Here is a 23,015-nt window from a genome sequence, read left to right on the forward strand (position 1 = left end):
ATTATACCCGCATCGGGCAAAAACCACGATGCAAAATGATGCACCGCAACATGGTTCGCAGAGAAAGGGTTAAGCGCTCGCTTACGCGGAGCGCATGGCGCCGCTGGCATGCAGGCAAATGGCGGCGGCGGCGCCCACGTTCAAAGATTCCTCGCCCCCCGGCTGGGCGATGCGGATGCGCAAGGCGGCCCGGGATTCGAGCGACGCAGCAACGCCCTGCCCTTCGTGCCCCATGACCCAGGCACAAGGCCAGGGCAAGGCTGCCTGGTGCAGGTAGCTGCCACCATGGGAGCTGGTCACCACCAGAGGCACCTGCAAGGCGTCCAGATCCTGCTCGCTCACCCCCTCGACCAAGCTGAGCGCGAAGTGGGCACCCATGCCCGCACGCAACACCTTGGGCGACCACAGGGCCGCGCTGCCCTTGATGCCCAACACCTGGCGAAAGCCAAAGGCCGAAGCGCTGCGCAAGATGGAACCCACATTGCCCGCGTCCTGCACCCGGTCCAGAACCACCGTGGCAGCGGCGGGGTCCAGGGGCTGAGCCGCAGGCATGTCCCACAAGAACCCCATGCCGGCCGGGGACTCCAGCCCGCTGATGTCTTTGAACAAGGCGTCTGGAATCACTACTATTTTGATAGCTGCCAGCGCTTTATCGTATTGCCATTGGGGCCAAAAAGACTCTGAAAATACCGCCATGGAGGGGCGAATGGAGCGGTCCAGCGCTGCGCGGCACAGGTGGTCGCCCTCCAGCCACACGCGGCCTTGTTTGCGGTAGGCCGTGGTGTCTTGCGCCAGGCGGCGTAAGTCCTTGATCAGGGCGTTGTCGCGGGACTGGATGAGGGTGACGGCAGCAGAGGTCATGCGATGGTTTTCTCAGGGGCACCAGCGGCAATCGCCAGCACCTGCGCTACAGGCGCAAACGAGCGGCGGTGGTGGACACAGGCCCCGTGCTCTTTCAAGGCGGCCATGTGCACGGCCGTGCCGTAGCCCTTGTGCCCTGCAAACCCGTACTGGGGGAATTGCCCGTGCACCTCGGCGCACCAGCGGTCGCGGTGCACCTTGGCCAAAATGGACGCAGCGGAAATGGATTGCACCAGCGCATCGCCTTTGACGATGGCTTCTGCAGGGATATCGAGCTGCGGGATGCGGTTGCCGTCCACCAGCACCATCACCGGCTTGAGCCGCAAGCCCATGACGGCACGGCGCATGGCCAGCATCGTGGCCTGCAGGATGTTGAGTTGATCGATCTCTTCCACACTGGCTTGCGCAATGCTGCAGCACAGGGCTTTGGCACGGATTTCATCGAACAGTTTTTCGCGCCGGGCGGCGGTGAGCTTCTTCGAGTCGGCCAAGCCCGCTATGGGGCGCAGGTCGTCCAGGATGACGGCCGCCGCCACCACAGGCCCGGCCAACGGGCCGCGCCCGGCCTCATCCACCCCCGCCACCAGCCCGGGCGGGTGCCACGGCAGGCTGGCTTGCTCAGGAAAGGCGTCAGGAGGCGAGGACTTTTTGGATCGCATCTGCGGCCAGTTGAGAGGTGTTGCGCTGCAGGCTTTCATGCAGGGCATCAAAGCGCTGCTCCAGCGCGTGGATTTTTTCAGGCTGCTGCTCTTTGGCCTGCAGCCATTGCAGGGTGGCCGCACACAACGCCTGGGGGGTGGCGGCATCCTGGATCAGCTCCGGCACCACAAACTCGCCGCACAAAATATTGGGCAACCCCACCCAGGGCTGCAATTGCTTGCGGCGCATCAGCCACCAGCTCAGCGGTTGCATGTGGTAGCCGATGACCATGGGGCGCTTGAACAAAGCGGCCTCCAGCGTGGCGGTACCACTGGCGATCAAGGTGGCATCGCAGGCGGCCAGCACCGTGTGCGACTGGCCCGTGACAACGCGCACCACCCCTTCGAGCCCGGCGGCACGCACCAGTTGCTCAATGCGCCCCTGCAGCAGCGGCACCGCTGGCACTATGAATTTAGTAGCTGGTCGCGCTTGGTGGATAAGCGCTGCAGCCGAAAAGAAGGGCGGCGCAATGTACTGCACCTCAGACGAACGGCTGCCGGGCAGGATCGCCAGGATCTCGTCTTGATCCGCAAACCCCAGCGCGGCGCGTGCCGCGGCCCGATCAGGCACCCGAGGGATGACGCTGGCCAGGGGGTGGCCCACGTAGGTCGCAGCAATGCCGTGCTGGGCCAGCAACGCAGGCTCAAACGGAAAAATGCACAGCACATGGTCGGCACTGCGACGGATTTTCTCAACCCGGTTGGCACGCCATGCCCAAATGGAGGGGCAGACAAAATGCACGGTCTTGATGCCCGCCGCCCGCAAGTCAGCCTCCAGCCCCAAATTGAAATCGGGGGCATCCACACCGATGAAGACGCCAGGGCGCTCGCGCAGCAGCCGCTCGCGCAGTTGCTTGCGGATGCCCAGCAACTCGCGCAGGCGGCGCAGCACTTCCATGCTGTAGCCATGCACGGCCAGCTTCTCACTGGGCCACAGGCATTCAAAACCCCGGCGCGCCATGTGCGGGCCGCCGATGCCCTGGGATTGGAGGTCAGGCCACTGGGCCTGCAAACCATCCAGCAGCAGGCCTGCAAGCAAGTCGCCAGAGGCCTCGCCCGCCACCATTGCGATGCGAGGGGTGGATTCCATCAGCACGCGCTCAACGGGCAATGCCAGCGGCAGAGCTGGCGATGAAGGCGTCCATCAACGCCACATCGTCCTGCGCCTGCGGCATCTGCTGGGGCAACGCCAAGATCGCTTCACGCGCTTGCTCCAGCGTCAGCCCCTGTCGGTACAGCAGCTTGTGCATTTCACGGATGGCCGCAATGCGCTCATCAGAAAAGCTGCGGCGGCGCAAACCCACCAGGTTCACGCCGCGCACAGCCAGCGGGTTGCCATCGACCACCATGAACGGAGGCACATCCTTACCGATATGGCTGGCAAAGCCCACCATGGTGTGCGCACCGATGCGCATGCGCTGCAGCACCCCGGTCAAGCCACCCACCGTGGCCCAGTCACCCACATCCACATGGCCCGCCAAGGTGGTGTTGTTGGCCAGCGTGGTCTGGTTGCCCACCTGGCAATCGTGCGCAATGTGCACGTAAGCCATGATCCAGTTGTCATCCCCCACGCGGGTCACGGCACGGTCTTGCACCGTGCCGGTGTTGAAGGTGCAGAACTCGCGGATGGTGTTGCGGTGGCCAATGACCAGCTCGGTGGGCTCGCCCGCGTACTTTTTGTCCTGGGGCTGCGCCCCGAGCGAGGCAAACTGGAAAATCCGGTTGTCCTCGCCAATCGTGGTGCGCCCCTCGATCACGCAATGGGCACCCACCACCGTGCGCGCACCGATCGAGACCTGCGGGCCAATGACCGCATAAGGCCCAATGGTTGCCGTCGGGTCAATACTGGCGGCTGGATCGACGACCGCAGTTGCGTGGATATTGCTCACGATCGGTCAAATCAGCCCACGGCACGCATGGTGCACATCAACTCAGCCTCGCAGGCCACTTCTTCGCCCACGCGGGCCACGCCCTTGAACTTCCAGATGCCACCGCGCACACGGTCGATCTTGATCTCCAAATGCAATTGGTCACCAGGCTCCACCGGGCGCTTGAAACGGGCGCCATCAATGCCGACAAAGTAGTAGATGTTGTTTTCGTCAGGAACCTGGCCCATGGCATCAAAGGCCAGCAGGCCTGCGGCCTGTGCCAGCGCTTCCAGAATCAGCACCCCAGGCATGACAGGGCGGCCTGGGAAATGCCCCATGAAATAGGGCTCGTTGAAAGTCACATTCTTGATGGCCAGAATGCGCTCATTGCGCTCGAGCTCGAGCACGCGGTCCACCAGTAGAAACGGGTAACGGTGGGGCAGTTGCTTGAGAATTGCGTGGATATCCATCATCGAATTGTTCTTCCGTTCATGCTGCTTTGAGGGCTTGCTCCAGCGCCTTGATGCGCTCACGCAAGCTGTGCAGTTGTTTGAGTGTTGCAGCGTTCTTTTCCCACTTCGCATTGTCGTCGATGGGAAACATGCCAGTGTATTGACCTGGGCGCGACAGCGAGCGGGTGACCACCGTGGCTGCAGAGACGTGCACATTGTCTGCCAGTTCCAAGTGGCCCAGCACAATGGCACCGCCACCCACGGTGCAGTGGGCACCAATGGTGGCACTGCCGGCCACCCCTACACACCCCGCCATGGCCGCGTGGCGACCAATGCGCACGTTGTGCCCAATCTGGATCAGGTTGTCGAGCTTCACACCGTCTTCGACCACGGTGTCTTGCAGTGCTCCACGGTCAATGCAGGTGTTGGCGCCAATCTCCACGTCATCCCCGATCTGCACCGCACCCAGTTGCTCAATCTTGACCCAGGTGCCTTGAGAGGGCGCAAACCCAAAGCCATCGGCCCCGATGACCACGCCGGGGTGCAGCAGACAACGCGCACCCACACGGCAGTTCTCGCCCAGCGTGATCCGAGAGGTGAGCACCGTGCCCTCCCCCACCACGGCACCGCGCTCGATCACACACAACGGACCGATGGTGGCCGTGGGGTGAATTTGAGCCGTGGGATCCACCACCGCACTGGGGTGAATGCCCACCAGGCGCGCAGGCGCATGCTGCTGCTTCCACAGCTGCGTGGCCCTGGCAAAGTAGACATAAGGGTTGTCCACCACGATGCAGGCGCCGCGCGCCAAGGCGGCCTCGCGCATGGCAGGCGCCACAATGACACAGGCCGCCTGAGAGGCGGCCAGTTGCTGTTGGTAGCGCGGGTGGCTCAGAAAACTGATGTCACCCGGGCCGGCAACCTCCAGCGGCGCGATCCGGTGGATGGCGGTGTCCCGCCCCCCACCTTCGAGCGAGCCGCCCAGCGCATCCACCATCTGCCCAAGAAGCAAGCTCACGCGCCGACCACCCGTTGCATCCAATTACTTGGCAGCATTCAAAGCCTTGATCACCTTGTCGGTGATGTCGTGCTTGGGGTTGATGTACACGGCTTCTTGCAGGATCACGTCGTACTTTTCGGCCTCAGCCACTTGCTTGACGACCTTGTTGGCGCGCTCCAGAACCTGGGCCAACTCTTCGTTCTTGCGAGCGCTCAGGTCTTCCTGGAACTCGCGGCGCTTGCGCTGAAAGTCACGGTCTTGATCGACCAACTGGCGCTGGCGGGTGGTGCGCTGGCTCTCCGCCATGGTGGGGGCTTCGCGCTCGAATTTGTCAGTGGCGGTCTTGAGCGAACTGCCGATGTCGACCAGTTCTTTCTCACGACGGGCAAATTCCTGCTCCAGCTTGGCCTGCGCCGTTTTGGCGGTGTTGGCTTCACGGAAGATGCGATCCGTGTTGACGAAACCTGCCTTGAACTCTTGCGCCTGTGCCGAGACGGCAAAGACGGTTGCGCCCATCAACAGGGCCAAAGATGTCTGACGGAAAAGGGATTTCATTAGAAAGACGTTCCAATCTGGAATTGCAGTTTCTGGATTTTATCGCCAGCGAACTTACGCACTGGCTGCGCAAAGGCCAGGCGCAATGGGCCCAAGGGGGAAATCCAGCTCAAACCGACCCCTGCCGAAGCCCGCATGTCGCTGAATGTCACCTTCTGGTCTTCGCCGTACACGTTACCCACGTCCACAAAAGTGAAGACGCGCAAGGTGCGGTCATTGCCCGCACCTGGGAATGGCGCCACCAACTCGGCATTGAGCGTGACCTTCTTCGGGCCACCCAAGGACGCGCCAGTCACGTCACGTGGACCCAACGTGCCTTGATCGAAGCCACGCACGGAGCCGAGACCACCCGAGTAAAAGTTCTTGAACACAGGGAATGGACGGCCATTGAGCCCCTTGCCATACCCAAACTCACCATTGAAGGCGACCGTGAAGCGCTTGTTCAAAGGGATGTATTGCTGGTACTGGTAGTTGCCTCGTACATAACGGGCGTCACCGGCCACCGACCACTCGGAATTGAGTCGCTGGTAGCGACCCGAGTTGGGTGCCAAGGCACTGTCACGGTCATCGCGCGACCAACCGATCGTCAAAGGAATCGAGTTGCTGGTGGCGCCATAGGTGTTGGCGTAGGCCAAGTACGTGGCGGGGATGTTGGTCCCGGCCTTGATCTGGGTCTGCTCCAGTCCACCACCGAAGAACACGGTGTCGATCTCGCTGAATGGCACACCAAAGCGCATGGAGGCACCCGTGGTGACCAATTCGTAGTTGCCACCCTGGTCCTCGTAAGGCTTGTCGGTGCGGTAGTACACGTCCACGGTGCGGGAGATACCGTCTTGCGTGAAATAGGGGTTGGTGGTGCTGAACACCAGCGTACGGCGGTACTTGCTGGTGTTGACATCAATACCCAGGTAGTTGCCCGAACCAAAGAAGTTCTCTTGCTTGATGCCGAACGACAGCGCCACTTTTTCAGCGCTGGAGAAGCCAGCGCCCAGTTGCAGCGACCCTGTGGGCTTCTCAGCCACGTTCACCACCAGGTCCACCTGGTCAGGAGAGCCGGGCACATCTTGCGTCTCCACATTCACTTCGGTGAAGAAGCCCAGGCGGTCCACGCGGTCGCGCGACAGGCGAATGCGCTCACCGTCGTACCATGCGGCCTCGTACTGGCGGAACTCGCGGCGAATCACTTCGTCGCGGGTGCGGTTGTTACCGCTCACATTGATCTTGCGCACGTAGGCACGGCGCGATGGCTCAGCCTGCAACACCAGCGTGACGCGGTTGTTTTCGCGGTCGATTTCAGGCACCGCCTCAACGCGCGAGAAAGCAAAACCAAAACGGCCAAAGTATTCAGAGAAAGCTTTGGTGGTTTCCGTCACCTGGTCTGCGTTGTAGGGCTCACCCGCACGGATGCTCACCAGCGATTTGAACTCGTCTTCACGGTCCAGGTAGTTGCCTTCCAGCTTCACTCCTGCCACCACAAAGCGCTCGCCCTCGGTCACATTCACGGTGATGGTGATGTCCTGCTTGTCTGGCGAAATCGCCACCTGGGTGGAGTCCACCCGAAACTCAAGGTAACCACGCTGCAGGTAGTAAGAGCGCAGGGTTTCCAGGTCGGCGTTGAGCTTGGTGCGCGAATAGCGATCGGACTTGGTGTACCAGCTCAGCCAGCCGCCAGTGTCCTGGTCAAACAAGCCTTTCAGCGTGGATTCGCTGAATGCCTTGCTGCCATTGATGCGCACTTCCTTGATGCGGGCGGGCTCGCCTTCCACTACGGTGAACGTCAGGTTCACACGGTTGCGCTCAATGGGAGTCACCGTCGTCACCACCTCGGCGCCATACAGGCTGCGGTTGATGTACTGGCGCTTGAGTTCCTGCTCCGCACGGTCTGCCAGCGCCTTGTCAAACGGGCGTCCTTCCGTCAGGCCCACGTCGCGCATGGCTTTCTTGAGAACCTCTTTGTCGAATTCGCGCGTCCCCGCAAAGTCGACATCGGCAATCGTGGGGCGCTCTTCCACCACGACTACCAGCACATTGCCATTGGCTTCCAGACGCACATCCTTGAACAAACCCAAAGCGAACAGCGCGCGAATGGCGGCCGCCCCCTTGTCGTCGTTGTAATCGTCGCCCACGCGCAGCGGCATGGAGGCAAAGATCGTCCCAGGCTCCACGCGCTGCAGACCTTCCACACGGATATCCTGGACCTTGAAAGGCTCCAGGGCCCACGCCGCATTGGCGACGAATACCATGGCAGCAACGGCAGATGCAGTGCGCACGCCAAGGCGAGTAATGTGTTTTTTCATGAATGAAACTGAAGCCGATATGGCTAGGCAAATACGGCCAGAAGTTTGGCGAGGTATCGGGAGATATCGTTAAAGAGAGCGATAGACATCATCACGGCAAGGACTGCAACGCCGCCACGCTGAAGGTATTCCGTCCAGGTGTCGGAGACACTTTTGCCTGTGACTCCCTCCCAAAGATAATACATCAGGTGCCCGCCATCGAGCACTGGCAGAGGTAACAGGTTCAACACCCCCAGGCTCACGCTGATGAGAGCCAAGTAGGCCAAGTACTGCATCAACCCCATTTCAGCCGAGCGGCCTGCGTAGTCGGCAATCGTGAGCGGACCGCTCAGGTTCTTGAGCGATGCCTCTCCCACCAGCATGCGCCCCATCATGCGCAAAGTCAGGGCAGACACCTCCCAGGTGCGGTCAGCGCCTTTGAGCAAGCCTTCCAGGGGGCCGTACTGCACCTCCACCATTTCAGGGTTGCCACCGACGTAGGCATTGATGCGGCCCACCGCACCCGTGGACTCCTGGACCACATCAGGCATCACCTCCAGCGCCACCAATTGCCCACCGCGCTCAACCTGCCACGACTGCATGACATCTTGATCGCCGCGCACCGACGTGCGAATCAATTCACGCAACTGCATGCCATCCACCACTGCAGTCTGCCCAATCTTGCGCACAAGATCCCCCTGGCGAAGGCCCGCACGCTCGGCAGCACCGCCAGCCATCACCTCGCCAATGGCTGGGCGCGTCCAGGGTGCAAACACCCCAATCTTCCGAAACAGTTGGGCATCGGCATCACGCACGTTCAGGGTGGACAGGTCCAAAGTCACCTCGCGCAGTGATGCGCCGGGTGCAGGCTCCAGCTCCAGGCGCACACGCTGGCCATCCAGGGCGCCCTGGGTCAAAACCCAGCGCAGCTCTTCAAAAGAACGCATAGGGGCCAGCTCTTCATCGCCCGCCGCAGCGCGGCGCACCAACTCGCCGCCCGCCAAGCCTGCGCTCTGGGCGATAGAGCCCGCGACGGGGCTGGATAAAACGGCCTTGGGCTCTTGCACGCCCCCCCAATTGACCAGCGAATACAGCAAAACCGCCAACAACAAATTGGCCAAGGGACCTGCCGCCACGATAGCGGCACGCGAGCGCAAGGGCTGGGTATTGAAAGCTAGGTGGCGCTCATGGGGTTCTACCGGGGCTTCGCGCTCGTCCAGCATGCGAACGTAGCCCCCCAGGGGAAACAGGCCCAAAACAAACTCAGTGCCTGAGCCTTTGGCACGCCACATCAGCAGGGGTTTGCCAAAACCCACGGAGAACCGCAGCACCTTGACTCCGCAAGCCACGGCGACACGGTAATGCCCGTATTCATGCACAGCAATGAGCAGACCCAGCGCGACGAAAAAAGCAACCACGGTCAGCATACGAAGCTCCAGAAGAAACGGCCGATCAAAGCGCCAAGGAGGCGGCAATGCGCCGGGCTGCATCGCGGGCCTGTGCGTCCAGCCCCAGCAGCGACTCCAGCGAATCCGGCTTGGAGGGCGGCACGGCCTCTAAAGTTGCAAGGTTGACCGCATGAATATGGTCAAAACGCAAACGTTCAGCCAAAAAGGCCTCCACCGCCACTTCATTGGCGGCATTGAGCACCGCCGTGGTGCCCTCTGGCGCATTCAATGCTTGCCAGGACAGATGCAGACCCGGAAACCGGTGGGCATCGGCTTGCTCGAAGGTCAACGCCGTCAACGCAGCGAAATCCAATCGGCCGGCCCCGCTCTCGATGCGCTCAGGCCAGGCCAGGCCGCAGGCAATCGGCACACGCATGTCCGGCGTACCCAGTTGGGCAAGGATGGAGGCATCGTTGAACTGAACCATGGAGTGGATGATTTGCTGAGGGTGGATCACCACCTTGATCTGCTCGGGTGCCAGACCAAACAGCCAACGGGCTTCGATCACCTCCAGCGCCTTGTTCATCATCGTGGCGGAGTCCACCGAAATTTTGCGCCCCATGGAGAAGTTGGGGTGCGCACAGGCTTGCTGCGGTGTGATCTGCGCCAGCGTGTCAGGCGCACGCATACGAAAGGGGCCGCCCGAAGCCGTCAACAAAATATGGTCAACGCGCTCGACCCAGCAGGCTGGGTCTTCTGGCAGGCACTGAAAAATGGCGGAGTGCTCACTGTCGATCGGCAGCAGCGTGGCACCCCCATCGCGCACCGCCTGCATGAACAAGCCGCCGCCCACGACCAGGGCTTCTTTGTTGGCCAGCAGCAATCGCTTGCCTGCACGGGCGGCAGCTAGGCAGGGCGCCAACCCAGCCGCCCCTACGATGGCCGCCATCACTGCATCTACCGACTCATGCGACGCTATTATTTCAAGAGCATCTTGCGCTTGTAGTACGGACGTTGGAAGCCCATTTTGCTTGATTTTTTCCGACAACAACTGGGCATGCGGCCCACTGGCCATCACCGCAAACTGGGGGCGAAAGCGGGCGCACTGCTCCAGCATCAGATCGACCTGGGTCGCCGCACTCAGCGCAAACACTTCATACCGCTCAGAGTGGCGAGACACCACATCCAGCGTGCTTTTGCCAATGGAGCCCGTGGAGCCCAATACCGTGATTCTTTGCTTCATACAGAAATAAGTCGGGTGAGCATCAACGCCAGCGGTAAGGTAGGCAGCAGGGCATCCACCCGGTCCAACACACCACCGTGGCCTGGCAGCAGGCCACTGCTGTCTTTCACACCAGCGCTGCGCTTGATCAGCGATTCCACCAAGTCACCCGCCACACTCATGGCCACCATGAACACCACGGCAATCGCCAAAAACCACCACCCCGCACCATAAAGCCGCGTGTAGAAGCTAGCGACATCTGCTTGCCAATAACGATCCGCTACGACCCAGACAATGGCCAGACACAAGACACCTGCCAGCCCCCCCCACACACCCTCCCAGCTTTTGCCTGGGCTGATGGAGGGCGCAAGCTTGCCCCGGGTAAAACGCAGGCCAAATGCCCGCCCCGCAAAGTAGGCAAAAATATCGGCCGCCCACACCAACGTGAGCACGGACAAAAGAAAATTGATACCCAAACTACGCGCCTGCACCACGGCCAGCCACGCCAGCCACAGCGCCAGCACGCCCAGCACGATGCGCACAGGCGCAGGCACCTGAGGCCAGCCCGGCACCCCGGCGCGCAACAGCCACGCGGCGCAGACCACCCACAGCCCACCGCCCACCATCCAAAGCGTGGACAAGGGCTGCGCCACCCAGCCTGCCCACCATGCGGCAGCACACAAAGCGGAGCACACCACGGCAAGGCCGATGGACACAGTATGGCTGCAACCATTCAAACGCCCCCACTCCCACGCAGCGGCGGCCATGAACACCAGCACTACCAGAGCAAAGGGCGCGATGGAGGGGTAAAACAGGGCTGGCAGCAAAATGGCCAGCAAGACCAGGGCAGTGATAACGCGCTGTAGAAGCATGGTGCCTTTTCAGCCCGGCATCGGATCAGGATGCACGGACACTATTTGTTCAGACGTTTTGCCAAAGCGGCGTTCACGCGCCTGGAAGGCGTTCAATGCCTCGTCCAAGGCCGACTCATCAAAGTCAGGCCACAAGCGATCACTGAAGTACAACTCGGAATAGGCTGCCTGCCAGAGGAGGAAATTGCTGATACGCATCTCCCCTCCGGTGCGAATGATCAAGTCTGGATCTGGCACATGGGACATTCCCATGGCAGCGTGCAAACTCGCTTCGGTGATGGTCTCGCCACGGGCTGCCAGTGAGGCCGCCGCCTGTGCGATGTCCCAACGGCCGCCATAGTTGAAACACACATTGAGGATCAGGCGCGTATTGTCGGCCGTGGCTGCTTCGGCCTGGGCCAAGCCGTCGCGCACCCTGGGCGACAGGCCTTCACGGCTGCCTACAAAATAAAGCCGTACCCCATCTTTTTTGAGCTGCGGCACCTCGCGCCCCAAGGCCATGGCCAGCAACTCCATGAGGCCAGAGACCTCATCCGCAGGGCGATTCCAATTTTCGGATGAAAAGGCGAAGACGGTGAGCACCGCAACACCCCGCTGCACACAGGCTTGCACACAGCGGCGCAGCGAATCCACACCTTGCTTATGCCCGGCCAAACGCGGCATGAAGCGGCGCTTGGCCCAGCGGCCGTTGCCATCCATCACGATGGCGATGTGGTGGGGCACCACCGGCGAATCAGACATGCAAACGATCAGTCAGCTCCATTGACGGGAGCTTAGACCGCCATGATTTCTTGTTCTTTGGCAGAGACCAGCGCATCGATCTCAGCGATGTGCTTGTCGGTGAATTTCTGCACGTCGGTTTCTGCACGCTTTTGGTCGTCTTCCGAAGCGAGCTTGTCCTTGACCAGTTTCTTCACGGATTCATTGGCATCGCGACGCAGGTTGCGCACGGCGATTTTGGCGCTCTCGCCCTCATTGCGGGCCAGCTTGGTCATTTCCTTGCGACGCTCTTCGCTCATGGGCGGCATTGGCACGCGAATCAAATCCCCCATCGACGCTGGATTCAGGCCCAAATCGCTCTCGCGGATGGCTTTTTCGATTTTCGCGCCCATGCCCTTTTCCCAGGGCTGCACGCTGATGGTGCGCGAATCCAGCAGGGTCACGTTGGCCACCTGGCTCAGGGGCACCATGGAGCCGTAGTACTCCACCTGGATGCTATCGAGCAACGCAGGATTGGCACGGCCCGTGCGGATCTTCTGGAGGTTGTTCTTGAACGCTGCGATGGACTGGTCCATCTTGGTTTCAGCGGTTTTTTTGATATCGGCAATCGTCATGTTGTTTCCTCAGGGCGAAGCTGCTGCGGGGCACTTGGATGGTCAAGCGTAGACCAAGGTACCTTCGTCTTCACCCATCACCACGCGCTTGAGAGCGCCATGCTTGATGATGGAGAACACGCGCACGGGCAGCTTTTGATCACGGCACAAGGCAAACGCCGTGGCATCCATGATGCCCAGATTGCGGGACATAGCCTCGTCAAAGCTGAGCTTCGTGTAGCGCGTTGCGGTGGGGTCCTTGTGAGGGTCGGCAGTATATACGCCGTCGACCTTGGTGGCCTTCAACACCACCTCAGCACCGATCTCGGCGCCGCGCAGGGCAGCGGCGGTGTCTGTGGTGAAAAACGGGTTGCCCGTGCCTGCGGCAAACACCACGACCTTGCCCTCTTCGAGGTACTGCAGCGCCTTGGGACGCACATAGGGCTCCACCACCTGCTCAATGGCAATGGCCGACATCACCCGCGCCGTCAGGCCTTGCTTGTCCATGGCATCTGCCAAGGCCAGGGCATTCATGACCGTGGCCAGCATGCCCATGTAGTCGGCAGTGGCCCGGTCCATACCGACCGAGCCGCCCGCCACACCACGGAAAATATTCCCCCCCCCAATCACCACCGCGACCTGGACACCCAGGCGGGTCACCTCTGCAATTTCCTCCACCATCCGGACGATGGTGGCGCGGTTGATGCCAAAGGAGTCATCGCCCATCAGCGCCTCACCGGACAGCTTGAGCAAAATACGCTTGTGGGCTGGCGCGGCGGTGGTCATGGGCAATTTCTCCAATGGATGATGGTGTTTGAGGGTTAAGCGGGAGTCAGAAGATCAGGCTGCAGCCTTGGCAGCAGCCACTTGGGCGGCCACTTCAGCAGCAAAGTCGTCTACCTTCTTCTCAATGCCTTCACCCACCACGTACAGGGTGAAACCCTTCACAGTGGTGTTGTTGGCCTTGAGCATTTGCTCAACGGTTTGCTTGCCATCCGCAGCCTTCACGAAGACTTGGTTGAACAGCGAGACTTCCTTGAGGAACTTCTGCACGCCGCCTTCGATGCGCTTGGACACGATTTCATCGGACTGCACCGGCTTGCCTTCAGCTTCGGCCTTGGCCTTGTCTTCAGCCGCCTTGGCTGCGGCCACCGAGCGCTCTTTTTCGATCAGTTCGGCAGGCACATCAGCGCTGGTCAGCGCCACGGGCTTCATCGCAGCCACGTGCATTGCCACATCCTTGGCGGCGGCAGCATCACCGTCAAATTCGATGACCACGCCAATGCGCGTGCCGTGCAGGTAGGAAGCCAGGTTGCCACCCGAGAAACGCTTGAAGCGGCGGAACGACATGTTCTCGCCGATCTTGCCGATCAGACCCTTGCGCACATCTTCCAGCGTGGGGCCAAAGGTCTCTTGCTCGTACGCCAGAGCACTCAGTGCAGCGATATCAGCGGGGTTATGGTCAGCCACCAGCTTGGCAGCAGCGTTGGCCAGGGCGATGAAGCTGTCGTTCTTGGAGACGAAGTCGGTTTCGCTGTTCACTTCGATCAGGGCACCCACATCGCCGTTGATGTAGCTGGCCACGACGCCTTCAGCCGTCACGCGGGCAGCAGCCTTGCCAGCCTTGGTGCCCAGCTTGACGCGCAGCAGCTCTTCCGCCTTCGCCATATCGCCGTCGGCTTCTGTCAGTGCCTTCTTGCATTCCATCATGGGAGCGTCGGTCTTGCCGCGCAGTTCAGCAACCATGCTTGCGGTAATTGCAGCCATCTGTGTTCCTTCAGTATTCAGTTCAAACGATTCAAAACTCGGGCTAAAAAAAAGGGGGCTAACCAGGAGCCCCGCTTTCATTCGCGACCACGGTCGCGCAGCCGGGCGCTCAGGCAGCCGACTCTTGCACTTCCACGAATTCGTCAGTGCTTTCCGAAGCCACAGCCTTCACGACTTCGTTCACGGCGTTGGCACGGCCTTCGATGATCGCGTCAGCGATGCCACGGGCGTACAGCGTCACAGCCTTGGCCGAGTCGTCGTTACCAGGGATCACGTAGTCGATGCCTTCAGGCGAGTGGTTGGTGTCAACCACACCGATCAGTGGGATGCCCAGCTTCTTGGCTTCAGCCACGGCGATCTTGTGGAAGCCCACGTCGATGATGAAGATGGCATCAGGCAAGGCAGCCATGTCCTGGATGCCGCCGATGTCTTTTTCCAGCTTGGCGATTTCGCGGCTGAAAGTCAGTTGTTCTTTCTTGCTCAGGCTGTCCAGACCGGTTTCCATCTGGGCCTTCATGTCCTTCAGGCGCTTGATCGAAGTCTTCACAGTCTTGAAGTTCGTCAGCATGCCGCCCAACCAGCGTTGGTCCACGAATGGCACGCCAGCGCGCTGCGCTTCAGTGGACAGGATTTCACGGGCTTGGCGCTTGGTACCCACCATCAGGATGGTGCCGCGGTTCGCAGCCAGTTGCTTGGCGAACTTTTGGGCTTCCTGGAACAGTGGCAGCGACTTTTCCAAGTTGATGATGTGGATCTTGTTGCGGTGACCGAAGATGTACGGGGCCATCTTGGGGTTCCAGAAGCGGGTTTGGTGACCAAAGTGGACACCGGCTTCCAGCATTTCGCGCATAGTAACGGACATAAAAATACTCCAAAGGTTGGGTCTAAAATCCAGCCCCATAACTTGCGACTTCTGCTTGAAGCCGCAACACCTTGACGGGGCTGGTTTGCGATTGGTTTTGCCTCAACTGCGGGCCCAGGCCAAAAGACCACGCGCCACTGCGTACAGCAAAACCCAAAGATTCTAGCACACCCATGCAAGCCGACCTGATCGCGACCCGCGCCCTGTTACAAGAGGGCGCCCTGACCGCAGCCCAGGCCATGGAGGCATCGGAGCGCTTGGCGCAAGCCCCTGCTGCGGCCCACTGTTTTCTTTCCTCATCCTTTGAGCAAGAGCGTGATCGGTTGCAACGCACCGAAACAGCGCACCAACCCTTGGCGGGCCTGGCCATTTCCGTCAAAGACCTTTTTGACGTGGCAGGGCAAGTCACCGCAGCAGGCTCGCTGGCTTTGCAAAATGCCCCGGCAGCCGCAAGCGATGCGCCCGCCGTGGCCCGGCTGCGCGCCGCAGGCGGCAGCATTGTGGGCCGCACCCACATGGTGGAGTTCGCTTTTTCCGGAGTGGGCACCAACCCGCACTTCACCACCCCCGCCGCCTTCGACGCCCGCTTTGGCGCCATCCCCGGTGGTGCGCGCGTGCCGGGCGGATCGTCCTCGGGTGCCGCTGTATCGGTGGCCAGTGGCGCCTGCTTTGCCGCGCTGGGCTCAGACACAGGGGGGTCCATCCGCATCCCTGCGGCTTTCAATGGACTGGTCGGTTTCAAAAGCACGGCAAGGCTGGTGCCCACCGGGGGCGCCATTCCCCTGTCGACCACCCTAGACACCGCCTGCGCCATGACACGCAGCGTGCGCGATGCCATCCTGGTGCACGAGGTTCTGGCCGCACGGCACGCAGTGCGCAGCGCTGCCCCCCTGTCACAGTGGCGCCTTGCGGTACCCGCCACCACATTTTTGGAAGACCTCGCCCCAGAAGTTCGCACCGCGTTCCAGCGCTCTCTGGACGCACTGCAGCAAGCGGGCGCACACATCGAGACCATCGATCTGCGTGAAACAGCCGAACTAGGCCCCATGCAAGCACAGGGCAGCCTGGCCGCCGCCGAGAGCTACGCATGGCACCGCCCCCTGCTGGCCCAGTCGGCCCATCGGTACGACCCTCGGGTTCGCAGCCGCATCGAGCGGGGCGGCACCATGGGCGCCGCCGATTACATCGACCTGCAGCACGCCAGGCAAGACTGGATCAACCGCATGCAAGCCCGCATGGCCTCTTTTGATGCCCTGCTCTCCCCTTGCACCCCCATCCCCGCCCCGCTCATGGCCGATGTAGCACCAGGCGAAGCGCGTGACGAGGCCTTCTTCAAGGCCAACGCTTTGGTGCTGCGCAACACCAGCGTGGTCAATATGCTGGACGGCTGCGCACTCTCATTGCCCTGCCATGTGCGCGGCGAATTGCCCACCGGACTGATGGTCTGGCACGCGGGGGAGCACGATGACGCCGTGCTCGACATTGGCTTGCGCATCGAAGAATTGCTACAAAAATAATAGCTGCTAGCGCTTATAGAAAAAGCGCCAGAGCACCATTTCATTCAAAACCATGAAGATCGCCATTGTGGGCGCCGGGATCATCGGCGTAACCACCGCATACGAATTGGCCCACGACGGCCATGAAGTGACCGTGCTGGAACAGCGCAGCGCCGCCGCCGAGGAAGCCAGCTTTGCCAACGCCGGGCTGCTCGCCCCCTACCTGACCACCCCCTGTGCACTGGCTGGCAAAGCCGGGCTGCTGGGCAGCACACCAGCGGGCATCCGCATGGCGCAAGGCGCCGGACTGAAGGAGCTGGCCTGGCTGTGGCGCTGGCGGCGCAGCCAAACGCCACTGGCAGCACTGGAGGGCCTGGCCCGCTACAGCCGCCAACGCACCCTGGACCTTGCCGCGCACCACGAGCTGGATTTTGAAAGCAATACCGCCCGCTTGGTTCTTTTCCGGTCCGCCAAAGACCGCGCGCAGCTCCAGCCACTGCTGGACTGGCTGCGCGAATCCGGCACCCCGGTCCAAGACATCAGCCCAGACAATGCGCGCCAACTGGAGCCCGGCCTGTCGCCCGAAGCACCACTGGACAGCGTGGTGCTGCTGCCCTCCGCCGCGTCCGGCAACTGCCGACTGTTTGCCCAGATGCTGCGCCAAGGCATGCAAAGTGCCGGGGTGCAATTTGCGTTCAACACCCCAGTGACTGCGCTGTCCAGCGAGCCCACCGGCCTGTGGCTGCAGGGCGAGCCCGACATGCGACGGTTTGACGCCGTGGTGCTGTGCGCGGGCGCCGCCTCCCCCGCCCTGCTGCGCCCACGCGGGCTGAAGCTGCCCATGGCCTCGGTGTTTGGCTACTCCGTCAGCGCCCCCCTGCGCGAGGCCACCCATGCGCCGCTGACCAGCGCCATCGACGCGCAACAGCAAATCACCATCACACGGCAGGGCCAGCGCATTCGCATTGCTGGCGGCGCCGAAGTCGGATCGCCGCAGGCGCCGCACCACCACGCCACCCTGCAAAAGCTGTACCGCGCCGTCAATGACTGGTTTCCCGGCGGCGCGCAATTGTCTGGCAGCCTGCAAATCTGGCGGGGCGCACGCCCCACCCTGCCCGACGGAGCGCCCGCCCTGGGCAACAGCGGCTTGCCCGGCATCTGGCTCAACACCGGGCACGGCGCCGGTGGCTGGGCCCTGGCCTGCGGCAGCGCCCGCGTGTTGGCCGATCTGATCGGCCAACGCACCCCGGAAGTCAACCTGCAGGGGCTGGAGGCGCAGCGCTTTTAAGCGTGCTCAAGGCATGGGGGCTTCTCACCCTCGCGAGATCGTCAACAGCCCCCCAGCAGCGCAAAATCAAGGGATAAGCAGCCCTTTGCGCTGCGGGACCCTGCCATGCAACGCATCACGCCCGACCAAGCCCACCCGTTATTCGACACCGCCGCCACGCGCCGACAAGAACAGGCCATGGCGGCCGCACTCCCACCCCACACCCTGATGCAACGCGCCGGACGGGCCGTGGCCCAGCTGGCGCAGGCGATTGCCCCGCACGCACGCACCGTGTGGATTGCTTGCGGCCCGGGCAACAATGGCGGCGATGGGCTGGAGGCCGCCACCCATCTGGCACGCAGCGACCGCCAGGTCATCATCACCTGGCTGGGCTCGCCCGAGACACTGCCGGACGACGCACGGAAGTCCTGGGAGAAAGCCCGAAACACCGCCCACACCACCTGGAGCGACACCCCACCCGAGCACCTGACGCCGCAAGACCTGTGCATCGATGCCCTGCTGGGCATTGGCGTGCGCGCCTCCACCCCGCCCGCACCAGCCCCCAACACCGCAGGCAGCGTGCTCGCCCAATGGCTGGCACAGCTGCACACCTGCAGGGCCCCGGTGCTGGCAATCGACGTGCCATCGGGGCTGGATGCAGACACCGGGCAATATGCCCACGGGCTGGAAGCCGCTGCCAGCGCAGGCCTCGCGGGTGGCGCTGGGGCACGCTACACCCTCAGTCTGCTGACCCTGAAGCCGGGGCTGTTCACCGCCCACGGGCGAGACGCAGCAGGACAGGTGTGGCTGGACGACTTGAGCGCACCACCCCATCCGCACACACCGCACAGCCGCGCACAGGAAAACAGGGAGCCCCCCACCGCCTGGCTGGCAGGCCCACCCGCCAGAGCGCAGCGCCACCATGCCAGCCACAAAGGCAGCTATGGTGATGTCGCCATCGTGGGCGGCGAAGGGCTGGCCCAGCGCGGCATGGGCATGACAGGGGCCGCGCTGCTCGCCGCATCAGCAGCATTGCATGCAGGCGCTGGCAGGGTGCTGGTCAGCCTGCTGGACCCCGCGGAGACCGCCGAGATCAGCACACAGCCTGAGCTGATGCTGCGCCGTTTTGAAGCCTTGGAGCTGGAGGCCCTCACCGTGGTGTGCGGCTGTGGCGGCGGGCAAGCGGTGCGTGGCGTGCTGCCAGCCGTGCTGCAACGGGCAGGCACCTTGGTCTTGGACGCCGATGCCCTCAACGCCCTAGGCGCAGAGGGCAGCCTGCAACAGGTGCTCAAGGCGCGCGCCGCACGCCAGCACACCACCGTGCTTACCCCCCACCCGCTGGAAGCCGCACGCCTGCTGCACACCCACACCGCCCAGGTGCAAGCCCATCGGCTGGCTGCAGCGCAGCAACTCGCCCGTCAATTTCAGTGTGTGGTGGTTCTCAAAGGCTCAGGCACCATCATCGCCCCCCCCCAGGGCACCCCCACCATCAACCCCACGGGCAATGCCCGCCTGGCAACGGCGGGCACCGGCGATGTCTTGGCAGGCATGATTGGTGCCTATCTGGCACAAGGCATGCCCCCCGAGCAGGCGGCCATGACCGCCGTCTTTGTCCATGGGCAAGCAGCAGACCAGTGGCCAGAGCAAATGCCGTTGACTGCGGGAACACTGGCGCAACGCTTGGCCTAGCCGCCAGGCCTAACACGCCACCGGGGACGCCCCCCCCCCCCGGTGGCACTGTGCTCAACTGCGGCGCGCCTTACGGCCCTTGCCCTTGGCGGGCTTGCCACTGGTCACAGCCTGCTTGACCGAGGCCTTCAGTGACTGGATGGGGGAACGGTTGCCCCGGTCACGCGCGGACGGGGTCGCGTCCAAGGCCGATGCATCTGCCGCAGGCCTGCGGCCCTTGCCCGCCGCCCCTGCGGCAGAGCCTTTGCGCTCTGCCGCAGAGCGCCCTTTTTTACCGCCCGGTGCGGTGGCCGAATCACCGCCAACCCCCTTGTCCCTGAGCGCACGGCCGATCAGCTCTTCGTTCTCACGCACCAGACGGAAGTCAATCTTGCGCCCGTCCAGGTCCACACGGCTGACCTGCACCCGCACCCGCGTGCCAATGGCGTAACGGATGCCCGTGCGCTCACCGCGCAACTCCTGGCGCGCTTCATCGAACTTGAAGTACTCGCCCCCCAGCTCGGTGATGTGCACCAGCCCTTCGACATACATGGCGTCCAACGTCACAAAGATGCCGAAGCTGGTGGCCGCGCTGACCACGCCGCTGTACTCCTCGCCCAGATGCTCGCGCATGTACTTGCACTTGAGCCAAGCCTCCACATCACGGCTGGCCTCATCGGCGCGGCGCTCATTGGCACTGCAGTGCAGGCCCGCCGCCTCCCAGGCCTGGGTTTCACGGCTGGCAGGCTTGGCTTCTTTTCTTGGCTTGGTGCCCGGGGGCGCCACGCGCGCCGCCAGCCGCTTGGCCAGCTTGGCATGGGCCTCACCAGGGGTGGGCAAGGCGGGCAACTTGTACTGCGTCTTGCTCAAAATGGCTTTGATGACGCGGTGCACCAGCAAGTCGGGGTAGCGGCGAATCGGGCTGGTGAAATGTGTGTAGGCCTCAAACGCCAAGCCAAAGTGCCCACTATTGATGGGCGTGTAGATCGCCTGCTGCATGGAGCGCAGCAGCATGGTGTGGATCTGCTGCGCATCCGGGCGGTCTTTGGTCGCCTCGGCAATCGCCTGAAACTCCGAAGGCTTGGGGTTGTCGCTGATCGACATCCCCACCGCCATGGCCTTGAGGTAGCCCCGCAGAATTTCTTGCTTTTCAGGGGTTGGGCCCTCGTGCACCCGAAACAATCCGGGCTGCCCACCCTGTGCGATGAAGTCGGCACTGCAAACGTTGGCAGCCAGCATGGCTTCTTCAATCAGCTTGTGGGCATCGTTGCGGGTGCGGGGGACGATTTTTTCGATGCGTCCGTTTTCATCGCACACGATTTGCGTTTCAGTGGTCTCAAAGTCCACAGCCCCGCGTTCACGGCGCGCCACCAGCAGGGCGCGGTACACATCGTGAAGGTTCAGCAAATCCTTCACCCGGTCCTTGCGCTTGCTGGCCTCAGGACCACGGGTGTTGGCCAAAATCGCAGCCACTTCGGTGTAGGTGAAGCGGGCGTGGCTGAACATCACTGCCGGGTAGAACTGGTAGGCATGGACCTCGCCCTTGGCGGTCACCAGCATGTCGCACACCATGCACAGCCGCTCGACCTCGGGGTTCAAAGAGCACAGGCCATTGCTGAGCTTCTCGGGCAGCATGGGAATCACGCGGCGCGGAAAGTAAACGCTGGTGGCACGGTCGTAGGCGTCAATATCGATGTCACTGCCGGTTTCGACGTAGTGGCTCACATCGGCAATCGCCACCAGCAGGCGCCAGCCCTTACTGCGCCCCACTTTAGCGGGCTCGCAATACACGGCATCGTCAAAGTCGCGCGCGTCTTCTCCGTCAATGGTGACCAAAGGTACATCGGTCAAATCCACCCGGCGCTTCTTGTCCAACGCCCGAACCTTGTCTGGCAGCGCCTTGGCCTGCGCCAGACAGTCCGCAGAAAACTCATGCGGAACACCGTACTTGCGCACCGCAATCTCAATCTCCATCCCTGGGTCATCGACCTCGCCCAGCACTTCCACAATGCGGCCCACAGGTTGCCCGAACAAAGCAGGCGGCTCGGTCAGTTCCACCACCACCACTTGCCCCGGCTTGGCAGCGCCAGTGGCCCCCTTGGGGATCAGGACATCCTGTCCATAGCGCTTGTCCTCAGGGGCCACCAGCCATACGCCGCTTTCCTGCAACAAACGGCCAATGATGGGCTGAAAAGGACGCTCAATGATCTCAACGACCCGCCCCTCAGGGCGACCGCGGCGGTCCTGGCGAACGATGCGCACACGCACACGGTCCTTGTGCAACACAGCCCGCATCTCGTTGGGAGGGATGAAGATATCGCCATCCCCGTCGTCGCGGATGACAAACCCATGCCCATCTCGGTGCCCCTGAATGCTGCCTTCGATTTCGTCAGACAGGTGTGCAGGCGCTGCGCCGGGGGTGTTTTTTTTGATATACAATCTAAATCTTTCCTGAAATGCCCAGGTGGCGGAATTGGTAGACGCACTAGTTTCAGGTACTAGCGAGTAACATCGTGGAGGTTCGAGTCCTCTCCTGGGCACCAAGTTTAACGACAACCGATGACGGTTTTCTAAATAAAAAAGCCACTGCCTCTGCGGTGGCTTTTTTATGGATGGCAAACGGACTGCACAAGCCATCCTTCAAAAAAATCAAAACAACTTATAAAAACAGGAAAAACCTGTTCTATAATTCAAATCTTTCCTGAAATGCCCAGGTGGCGGAATTGGTAGACGCACTAGTTTCAGGTACTAGCGAGTAACATCGTGGAGGTTCGAGTCCTCTCCTGGGCACCAAATCATTAAAAAGCCGTTGCACATGCAACGGCTTTTTTGTTTTGCGCTAACCCTTTTTGGCAAAGTACCTCGCCGCAGCCCATTGGCCTTCACGCATGCCAAATGCGTTACAGACCTCGCCGAAACCCAGGAGAGAAAGAAAGATGATTCAGGGTCGGCACTGGAGCAAGATCGCGCTGACACACCAGCGCACCCAATCCGCACTCAATGGTCAGGGATCAATCGCTTGCCAAGGCAAAAAGCCTCATCCCGCGCGTAACCCAGCGCGTCATAAAAGCCAAGCACCTGCACATTGCTGGTCCGCACCAGCACATTGACCTTGGGGCAGCCTAGCGCCAGCAGACGCTGCTCCACTTCCTGCATCAGCCGACGACCCAAAGCCGCCCGCTGATGCCCTGGCGCGACAGCAAGGTAGTACACCGATCCACGGTGACCGTCGTACCCCGCCATGGCAGATCCGACCAACACCTCCACACCCGCCGCATCAGCCTGCGTGGCCACCAAAAAAAGCCCGGGCTGAAAGCTTCGTTTGCGCTCAATATCCTTGTACGGATCATTCCAGGGGCGCACCAGCCCGCAGGCATGCCAAAGCGCCACCACCTCCGACTCGTCAGCCGAGTCGAAGGTGCGGATGCACAGCGCAGCAGCGGGCATGGG

The 23,015-nt window shown here is 61.9% G+C and carries 21 protein-coding genes and 2 tRNA genes; 5 read left to right on the forward strand and 18 right to left on the reverse strand.

All coding sequences use genetic code 11. The features are described 5' to 3' along the window. Positions 1-81: 81 nt before the first annotated feature. The 16 genes from CLU86_RS11480 to rpsB all read right to left on the reverse strand — a co-directional run bounded on the left by CLU86_RS11480 (position 82) and on the right by rpsB (position 15,134). The gene (locus CLU86_RS11480) at positions 82-861 is read right to left on the reverse strand and encodes an RNA methyltransferase (RefSeq protein WP_099741690.1); all 780 of its coding nucleotides are present in this window, start codon (positions 859-861) and stop codon (positions 82-84) included. Beyond that, the gene (gene rnhB / locus CLU86_RS11485) at positions 858-1,520 is read right to left on the reverse strand and encodes a ribonuclease HII (protein ID WP_099741691.1); all 663 of its coding nucleotides are present in this window, start codon (positions 1,518-1,520) and stop codon (positions 858-860) included. Before rnhB ends, CLU86_RS11480 begins: the two co-directional genes overlap by 4 nt. Further along, a complete protein-coding gene (lpxB, locus tag CLU86_RS11490) occupies positions 1,492-2,649 on the reverse strand; it encodes a lipid-A-disaccharide synthase (RefSeq protein WP_099741692.1) in 1,158 nt (385 codons plus the stop codon). Before lpxB ends, rnhB begins: the two co-directional genes overlap by 29 nt. A gap of 10 nt (positions 2,650-2,659) precedes the next feature. Continuing rightward, positions 2,660-3,448 carry an acyl-ACP--UDP-N-acetylglucosamine O-acyltransferase gene (gene lpxA, locus CLU86_RS11495; RefSeq protein WP_099741693.1) on the reverse strand — a complete coding sequence of 263 codons (789 nt, stop codon included), beginning with the start codon at positions 3,446-3,448 and terminating at the stop codon, positions 2,660-2,662. Between the two features lie 11 nt (positions 3,449-3,459). Then, positions 3,460-3,900 (reverse strand): 3-hydroxyacyl-ACP dehydratase FabZ, encoded by a 441-nt coding sequence (fabZ, locus tag CLU86_RS11500; RefSeq protein WP_099741694.1) that lies wholly within the window; start codon positions 3,898-3,900, stop codon positions 3,460-3,462. 16 nt (positions 3,901-3,916) lie between these two features. Then, positions 3,917-4,897 (reverse strand): UDP-3-O-(3-hydroxymyristoyl)glucosamine N-acyltransferase, encoded by a 981-nt coding sequence (gene lpxD, locus CLU86_RS11505; protein WP_099743523.1) that lies wholly within the window; start codon positions 4,895-4,897, stop codon positions 3,917-3,919. A 24-nt stretch (positions 4,898-4,921) separates the two neighbouring features. Further along, complete coding sequence (locus CLU86_RS11510) at positions 4,922-5,434, reverse strand: OmpH family outer membrane protein (protein WP_099656200.1); 513 nt, start codon at positions 5,432-5,434, stop codon at positions 4,922-4,924. Beyond that, complete coding sequence (gene bamA / locus CLU86_RS11515) at positions 5,434-7,731, reverse strand: outer membrane protein assembly factor BamA (protein WP_099656201.1); 2,298 nt, start codon at positions 7,729-7,731, stop codon at positions 5,434-5,436. The genes CLU86_RS11510 and bamA overlap by 1 nt, the downstream gene beginning before the upstream one ends. A gap of 23 nt (positions 7,732-7,754) precedes the next feature. Continuing rightward, complete coding sequence (rseP, locus tag CLU86_RS11520) at positions 7,755-9,137, reverse strand: RIP metalloprotease RseP (protein ID WP_099741695.1); 1,383 nt, start codon at positions 9,135-9,137, stop codon at positions 7,755-7,757. A 25-nt stretch (positions 9,138-9,162) separates the two neighbouring features. Beyond that, positions 9,163-10,341: a 1-deoxy-D-xylulose-5-phosphate reductoisomerase gene (gene ispC / locus CLU86_RS11525; RefSeq protein WP_099741696.1), complete on the reverse strand. Its 1,179-nt coding sequence runs from the start codon at positions 10,339-10,341 to the stop codon at positions 9,163-9,165. Continuing rightward, positions 10,338-11,192, reverse strand: coding sequence for a phosphatidate cytidylyltransferase (locus tag CLU86_RS11530; RefSeq protein ID WP_099741697.1), 855 nt, complete (start codon positions 11,190-11,192; stop codon positions 10,338-10,340). The genes ispC and CLU86_RS11530 overlap by 4 nt, the downstream gene beginning before the upstream one ends. Before the next feature lie 9 nt (positions 11,193-11,201). After that, complete coding sequence (gene uppS / locus CLU86_RS11535) at positions 11,202-11,933, reverse strand: polyprenyl diphosphate synthase (RefSeq protein ID WP_099741698.1); 732 nt, start codon at positions 11,931-11,933, stop codon at positions 11,202-11,204. 32 nt (positions 11,934-11,965) lie between these two features. Next, positions 11,966-12,526 carry a ribosome recycling factor gene (frr, locus tag CLU86_RS11540; RefSeq protein WP_099656205.1) on the reverse strand — a complete coding sequence of 187 codons (561 nt, stop codon included), beginning with the start codon at positions 12,524-12,526 and terminating at the stop codon, positions 11,966-11,968. Positions 12,527-12,568: 42 nt separating this feature from the next. Continuing rightward, positions 12,569-13,291 carry a UMP kinase gene (gene pyrH, locus CLU86_RS11545; protein WP_099741699.1) on the reverse strand — a complete coding sequence of 241 codons (723 nt, stop codon included), beginning with the start codon at positions 13,289-13,291 and terminating at the stop codon, positions 12,569-12,571. A 54-nt stretch (positions 13,292-13,345) separates the two neighbouring features. Further along, positions 13,346-14,272 carry a translation elongation factor Ts gene (gene tsf / locus CLU86_RS11550; RefSeq protein WP_099656206.1) on the reverse strand — a complete coding sequence of 309 codons (927 nt, stop codon included), beginning with the start codon at positions 14,270-14,272 and terminating at the stop codon, positions 13,346-13,348. Between the two features lie 109 nt (positions 14,273-14,381). Then, positions 14,382-15,134, reverse strand: coding sequence for a 30S ribosomal protein S2 (rpsB, locus tag CLU86_RS11555; protein ID WP_099656207.1), 753 nt, complete (start codon positions 15,132-15,134; stop codon positions 14,382-14,384). Between the two features lie 173 nt (positions 15,135-15,307). On the opposite strand from rpsB, the gene CLU86_RS11560 reads away from it, so the two are divergent. The 3 genes from CLU86_RS11560 (at position 15,308) to CLU86_RS11570 (ending at position 19,586) form a co-directional block, all read left to right on the forward strand. Then, positions 15,308-16,651, forward strand: a complete 1,344-nt coding sequence (locus CLU86_RS11560) for an amidase (protein ID WP_099741700.1) — start codon at positions 15,308-15,310, stop codon at positions 16,649-16,651. A gap of 52 nt (positions 16,652-16,703) precedes the next feature. Beyond that, complete coding sequence (locus CLU86_RS11565) at positions 16,704-17,918, forward strand: FAD-dependent oxidoreductase (RefSeq protein ID WP_099741701.1); 1,215 nt, start codon at positions 16,704-16,706, stop codon at positions 17,916-17,918. Positions 17,919-18,023: 105 nt separating this feature from the next. Then, positions 18,024-19,586: an NAD(P)H-hydrate dehydratase gene (locus CLU86_RS11570; RefSeq protein WP_099741702.1), complete on the forward strand. Its 1,563-nt coding sequence runs from the start codon at positions 18,024-18,026 to the stop codon at positions 19,584-19,586. Positions 19,587-19,640: 54 nt separating this feature from the next. Here CLU86_RS11570 and rnr read toward each other — a convergent pair whose 3' ends face one another. Beyond that, a complete protein-coding gene (gene rnr, locus CLU86_RS11575) occupies positions 19,641-22,004 on the reverse strand; it encodes a ribonuclease R (RefSeq protein WP_099741703.1) in 2,364 nt (787 codons plus the stop codon). Positions 22,005-22,023: 19 nt separating this feature from the next. Here rnr and CLU86_RS11580 point away from each other — a divergent pair. Together CLU86_RS11580 and CLU86_RS11585 are read left to right on the forward strand one after the other, a co-directional pair. Then, a tRNA-Leu gene (locus tag CLU86_RS11580) sits at positions 22,024-22,108 on the forward strand. Positions 22,109-22,273: 165 nt separating this feature from the next. Next, positions 22,274-22,358 (forward strand) — tRNA-Leu (locus tag CLU86_RS11585). Between the two features lie 204 nt (positions 22,359-22,562). On the opposite strand, the gene CLU86_RS11590 is transcribed toward CLU86_RS11585, so the two are convergent. Beyond that, positions 22,563-23,012 (reverse strand): GNAT family acetyltransferase, encoded by a 450-nt coding sequence (locus CLU86_RS11590; RefSeq protein ID WP_099741704.1) that lies wholly within the window; start codon positions 23,010-23,012, stop codon positions 22,563-22,565. Between the last annotated feature and the right edge of the window lie 3 nt (positions 23,013-23,015).

Source organism: Acidovorax sp. 62 (assembly GCF_002754495.1).
In the GTDB taxonomy this organism is placed as follows: domain Bacteria; phylum Pseudomonadota; class Gammaproteobacteria; order Burkholderiales; family Burkholderiaceae_C; genus Acidovorax.

Bases quoted from the DNA above. Each gene is read 5' to 3' on its own strand.
- CLU86_RS11510 (WP_099656200.1), bottom strand. From the start codon at position 5,434: ATGAAATCCCTTTTCCGTCAGACATCTTTGGCCCTGTTGATGGGCGCA.
- CLU86_RS11480 (WP_099741690.1), bottom strand. From the start codon at position 861: ATGACCTCTGCTGCCGTCACCCTCATCCAGTCCCGCGACAACGCCCTG.
- fabZ (WP_099741694.1), bottom strand. From the start codon at position 3,900: ATGATGGATATCCACGCAATTCTCAAGCAACTGCCCCACCGTTACCCG.
- CLU86_RS11570 (WP_099741702.1), top strand. From the start codon at position 18,024: ATGCAACGCATCACGCCCGACCAAGCCCACCCGTTATTCGACACCGCC.
- rpsB (WP_099656207.1), bottom strand. From the start codon at position 15,134: ATGTCCGTTACTATGCGCGAAATGCTGGAAGCCGGTGTCCACTTTGGT.
- lpxB (WP_099741692.1), bottom strand. From the start codon at position 2,649: ATGGAATCCACCCCTCGCATCGCAATGGTGGCGGGCGAGGCCTCTGGC.
- pyrH (WP_099741699.1), bottom strand. From the start codon at position 13,291: ATGACCACCGCCGCGCCAGCCCACAAGCGTATTTTGCTCAAGCTGTCC.
- CLU86_RS11560 (WP_099741700.1), top strand. From the start codon at position 15,308: ATGCAAGCCGACCTGATCGCGACCCGCGCCCTGTTACAAGAGGGCGCC.
- ispC (WP_099741696.1), bottom strand. From the start codon at position 10,341: ATGAAGCAAAGAATCACGGTATTGGGCTCCACGGGCTCCATTGGCAAA.
- CLU86_RS11590 (WP_099741704.1), bottom strand. From the start codon at position 23,012: ATGCCCGCTGCTGCGCTGTGCATCCGCACCTTCGACTCGGCTGACGAG.
- CLU86_RS11565 (WP_099741701.1), top strand. From the start codon at position 16,704: ATGAAGATCGCCATTGTGGGCGCCGGGATCATCGGCGTAACCACCGCA.
- tsf (WP_099656206.1), bottom strand. From the start codon at position 14,272: ATGGCTGCAATTACCGCAAGCATGGTTGCTGAACTGCGCGGCAAGACC.
- frr (WP_099656205.1), bottom strand. From the start codon at position 12,526: ATGACGATTGCCGATATCAAAAAAACCGCTGAAACCAAGATGGACCAG.
- bamA (WP_099656201.1), bottom strand. From the start codon at position 7,731: ATGAAAAAACACATTACTCGCCTTGGCGTGCGCACTGCATCTGCCGTT.
- CLU86_RS11530 (WP_099741697.1), bottom strand. From the start codon at position 11,192: ATGCTTCTACAGCGCGTTATCACTGCCCTGGTCTTGCTGGCCATTTTG.
- rnhB (WP_099741691.1), bottom strand. From the start codon at position 1,520: ATGCGATCCAAAAAGTCCTCGCCTCCTGACGCCTTTCCTGAGCAAGCC.
- uppS (WP_099741698.1), bottom strand. From the start codon at position 11,933: ATGTCTGATTCGCCGGTGGTGCCCCACCACATCGCCATCGTGATGGAT.
- rseP (WP_099741695.1), bottom strand. From the start codon at position 9,137: ATGCTGACCGTGGTTGCTTTTTTCGTCGCGCTGGGTCTGCTCATTGCT.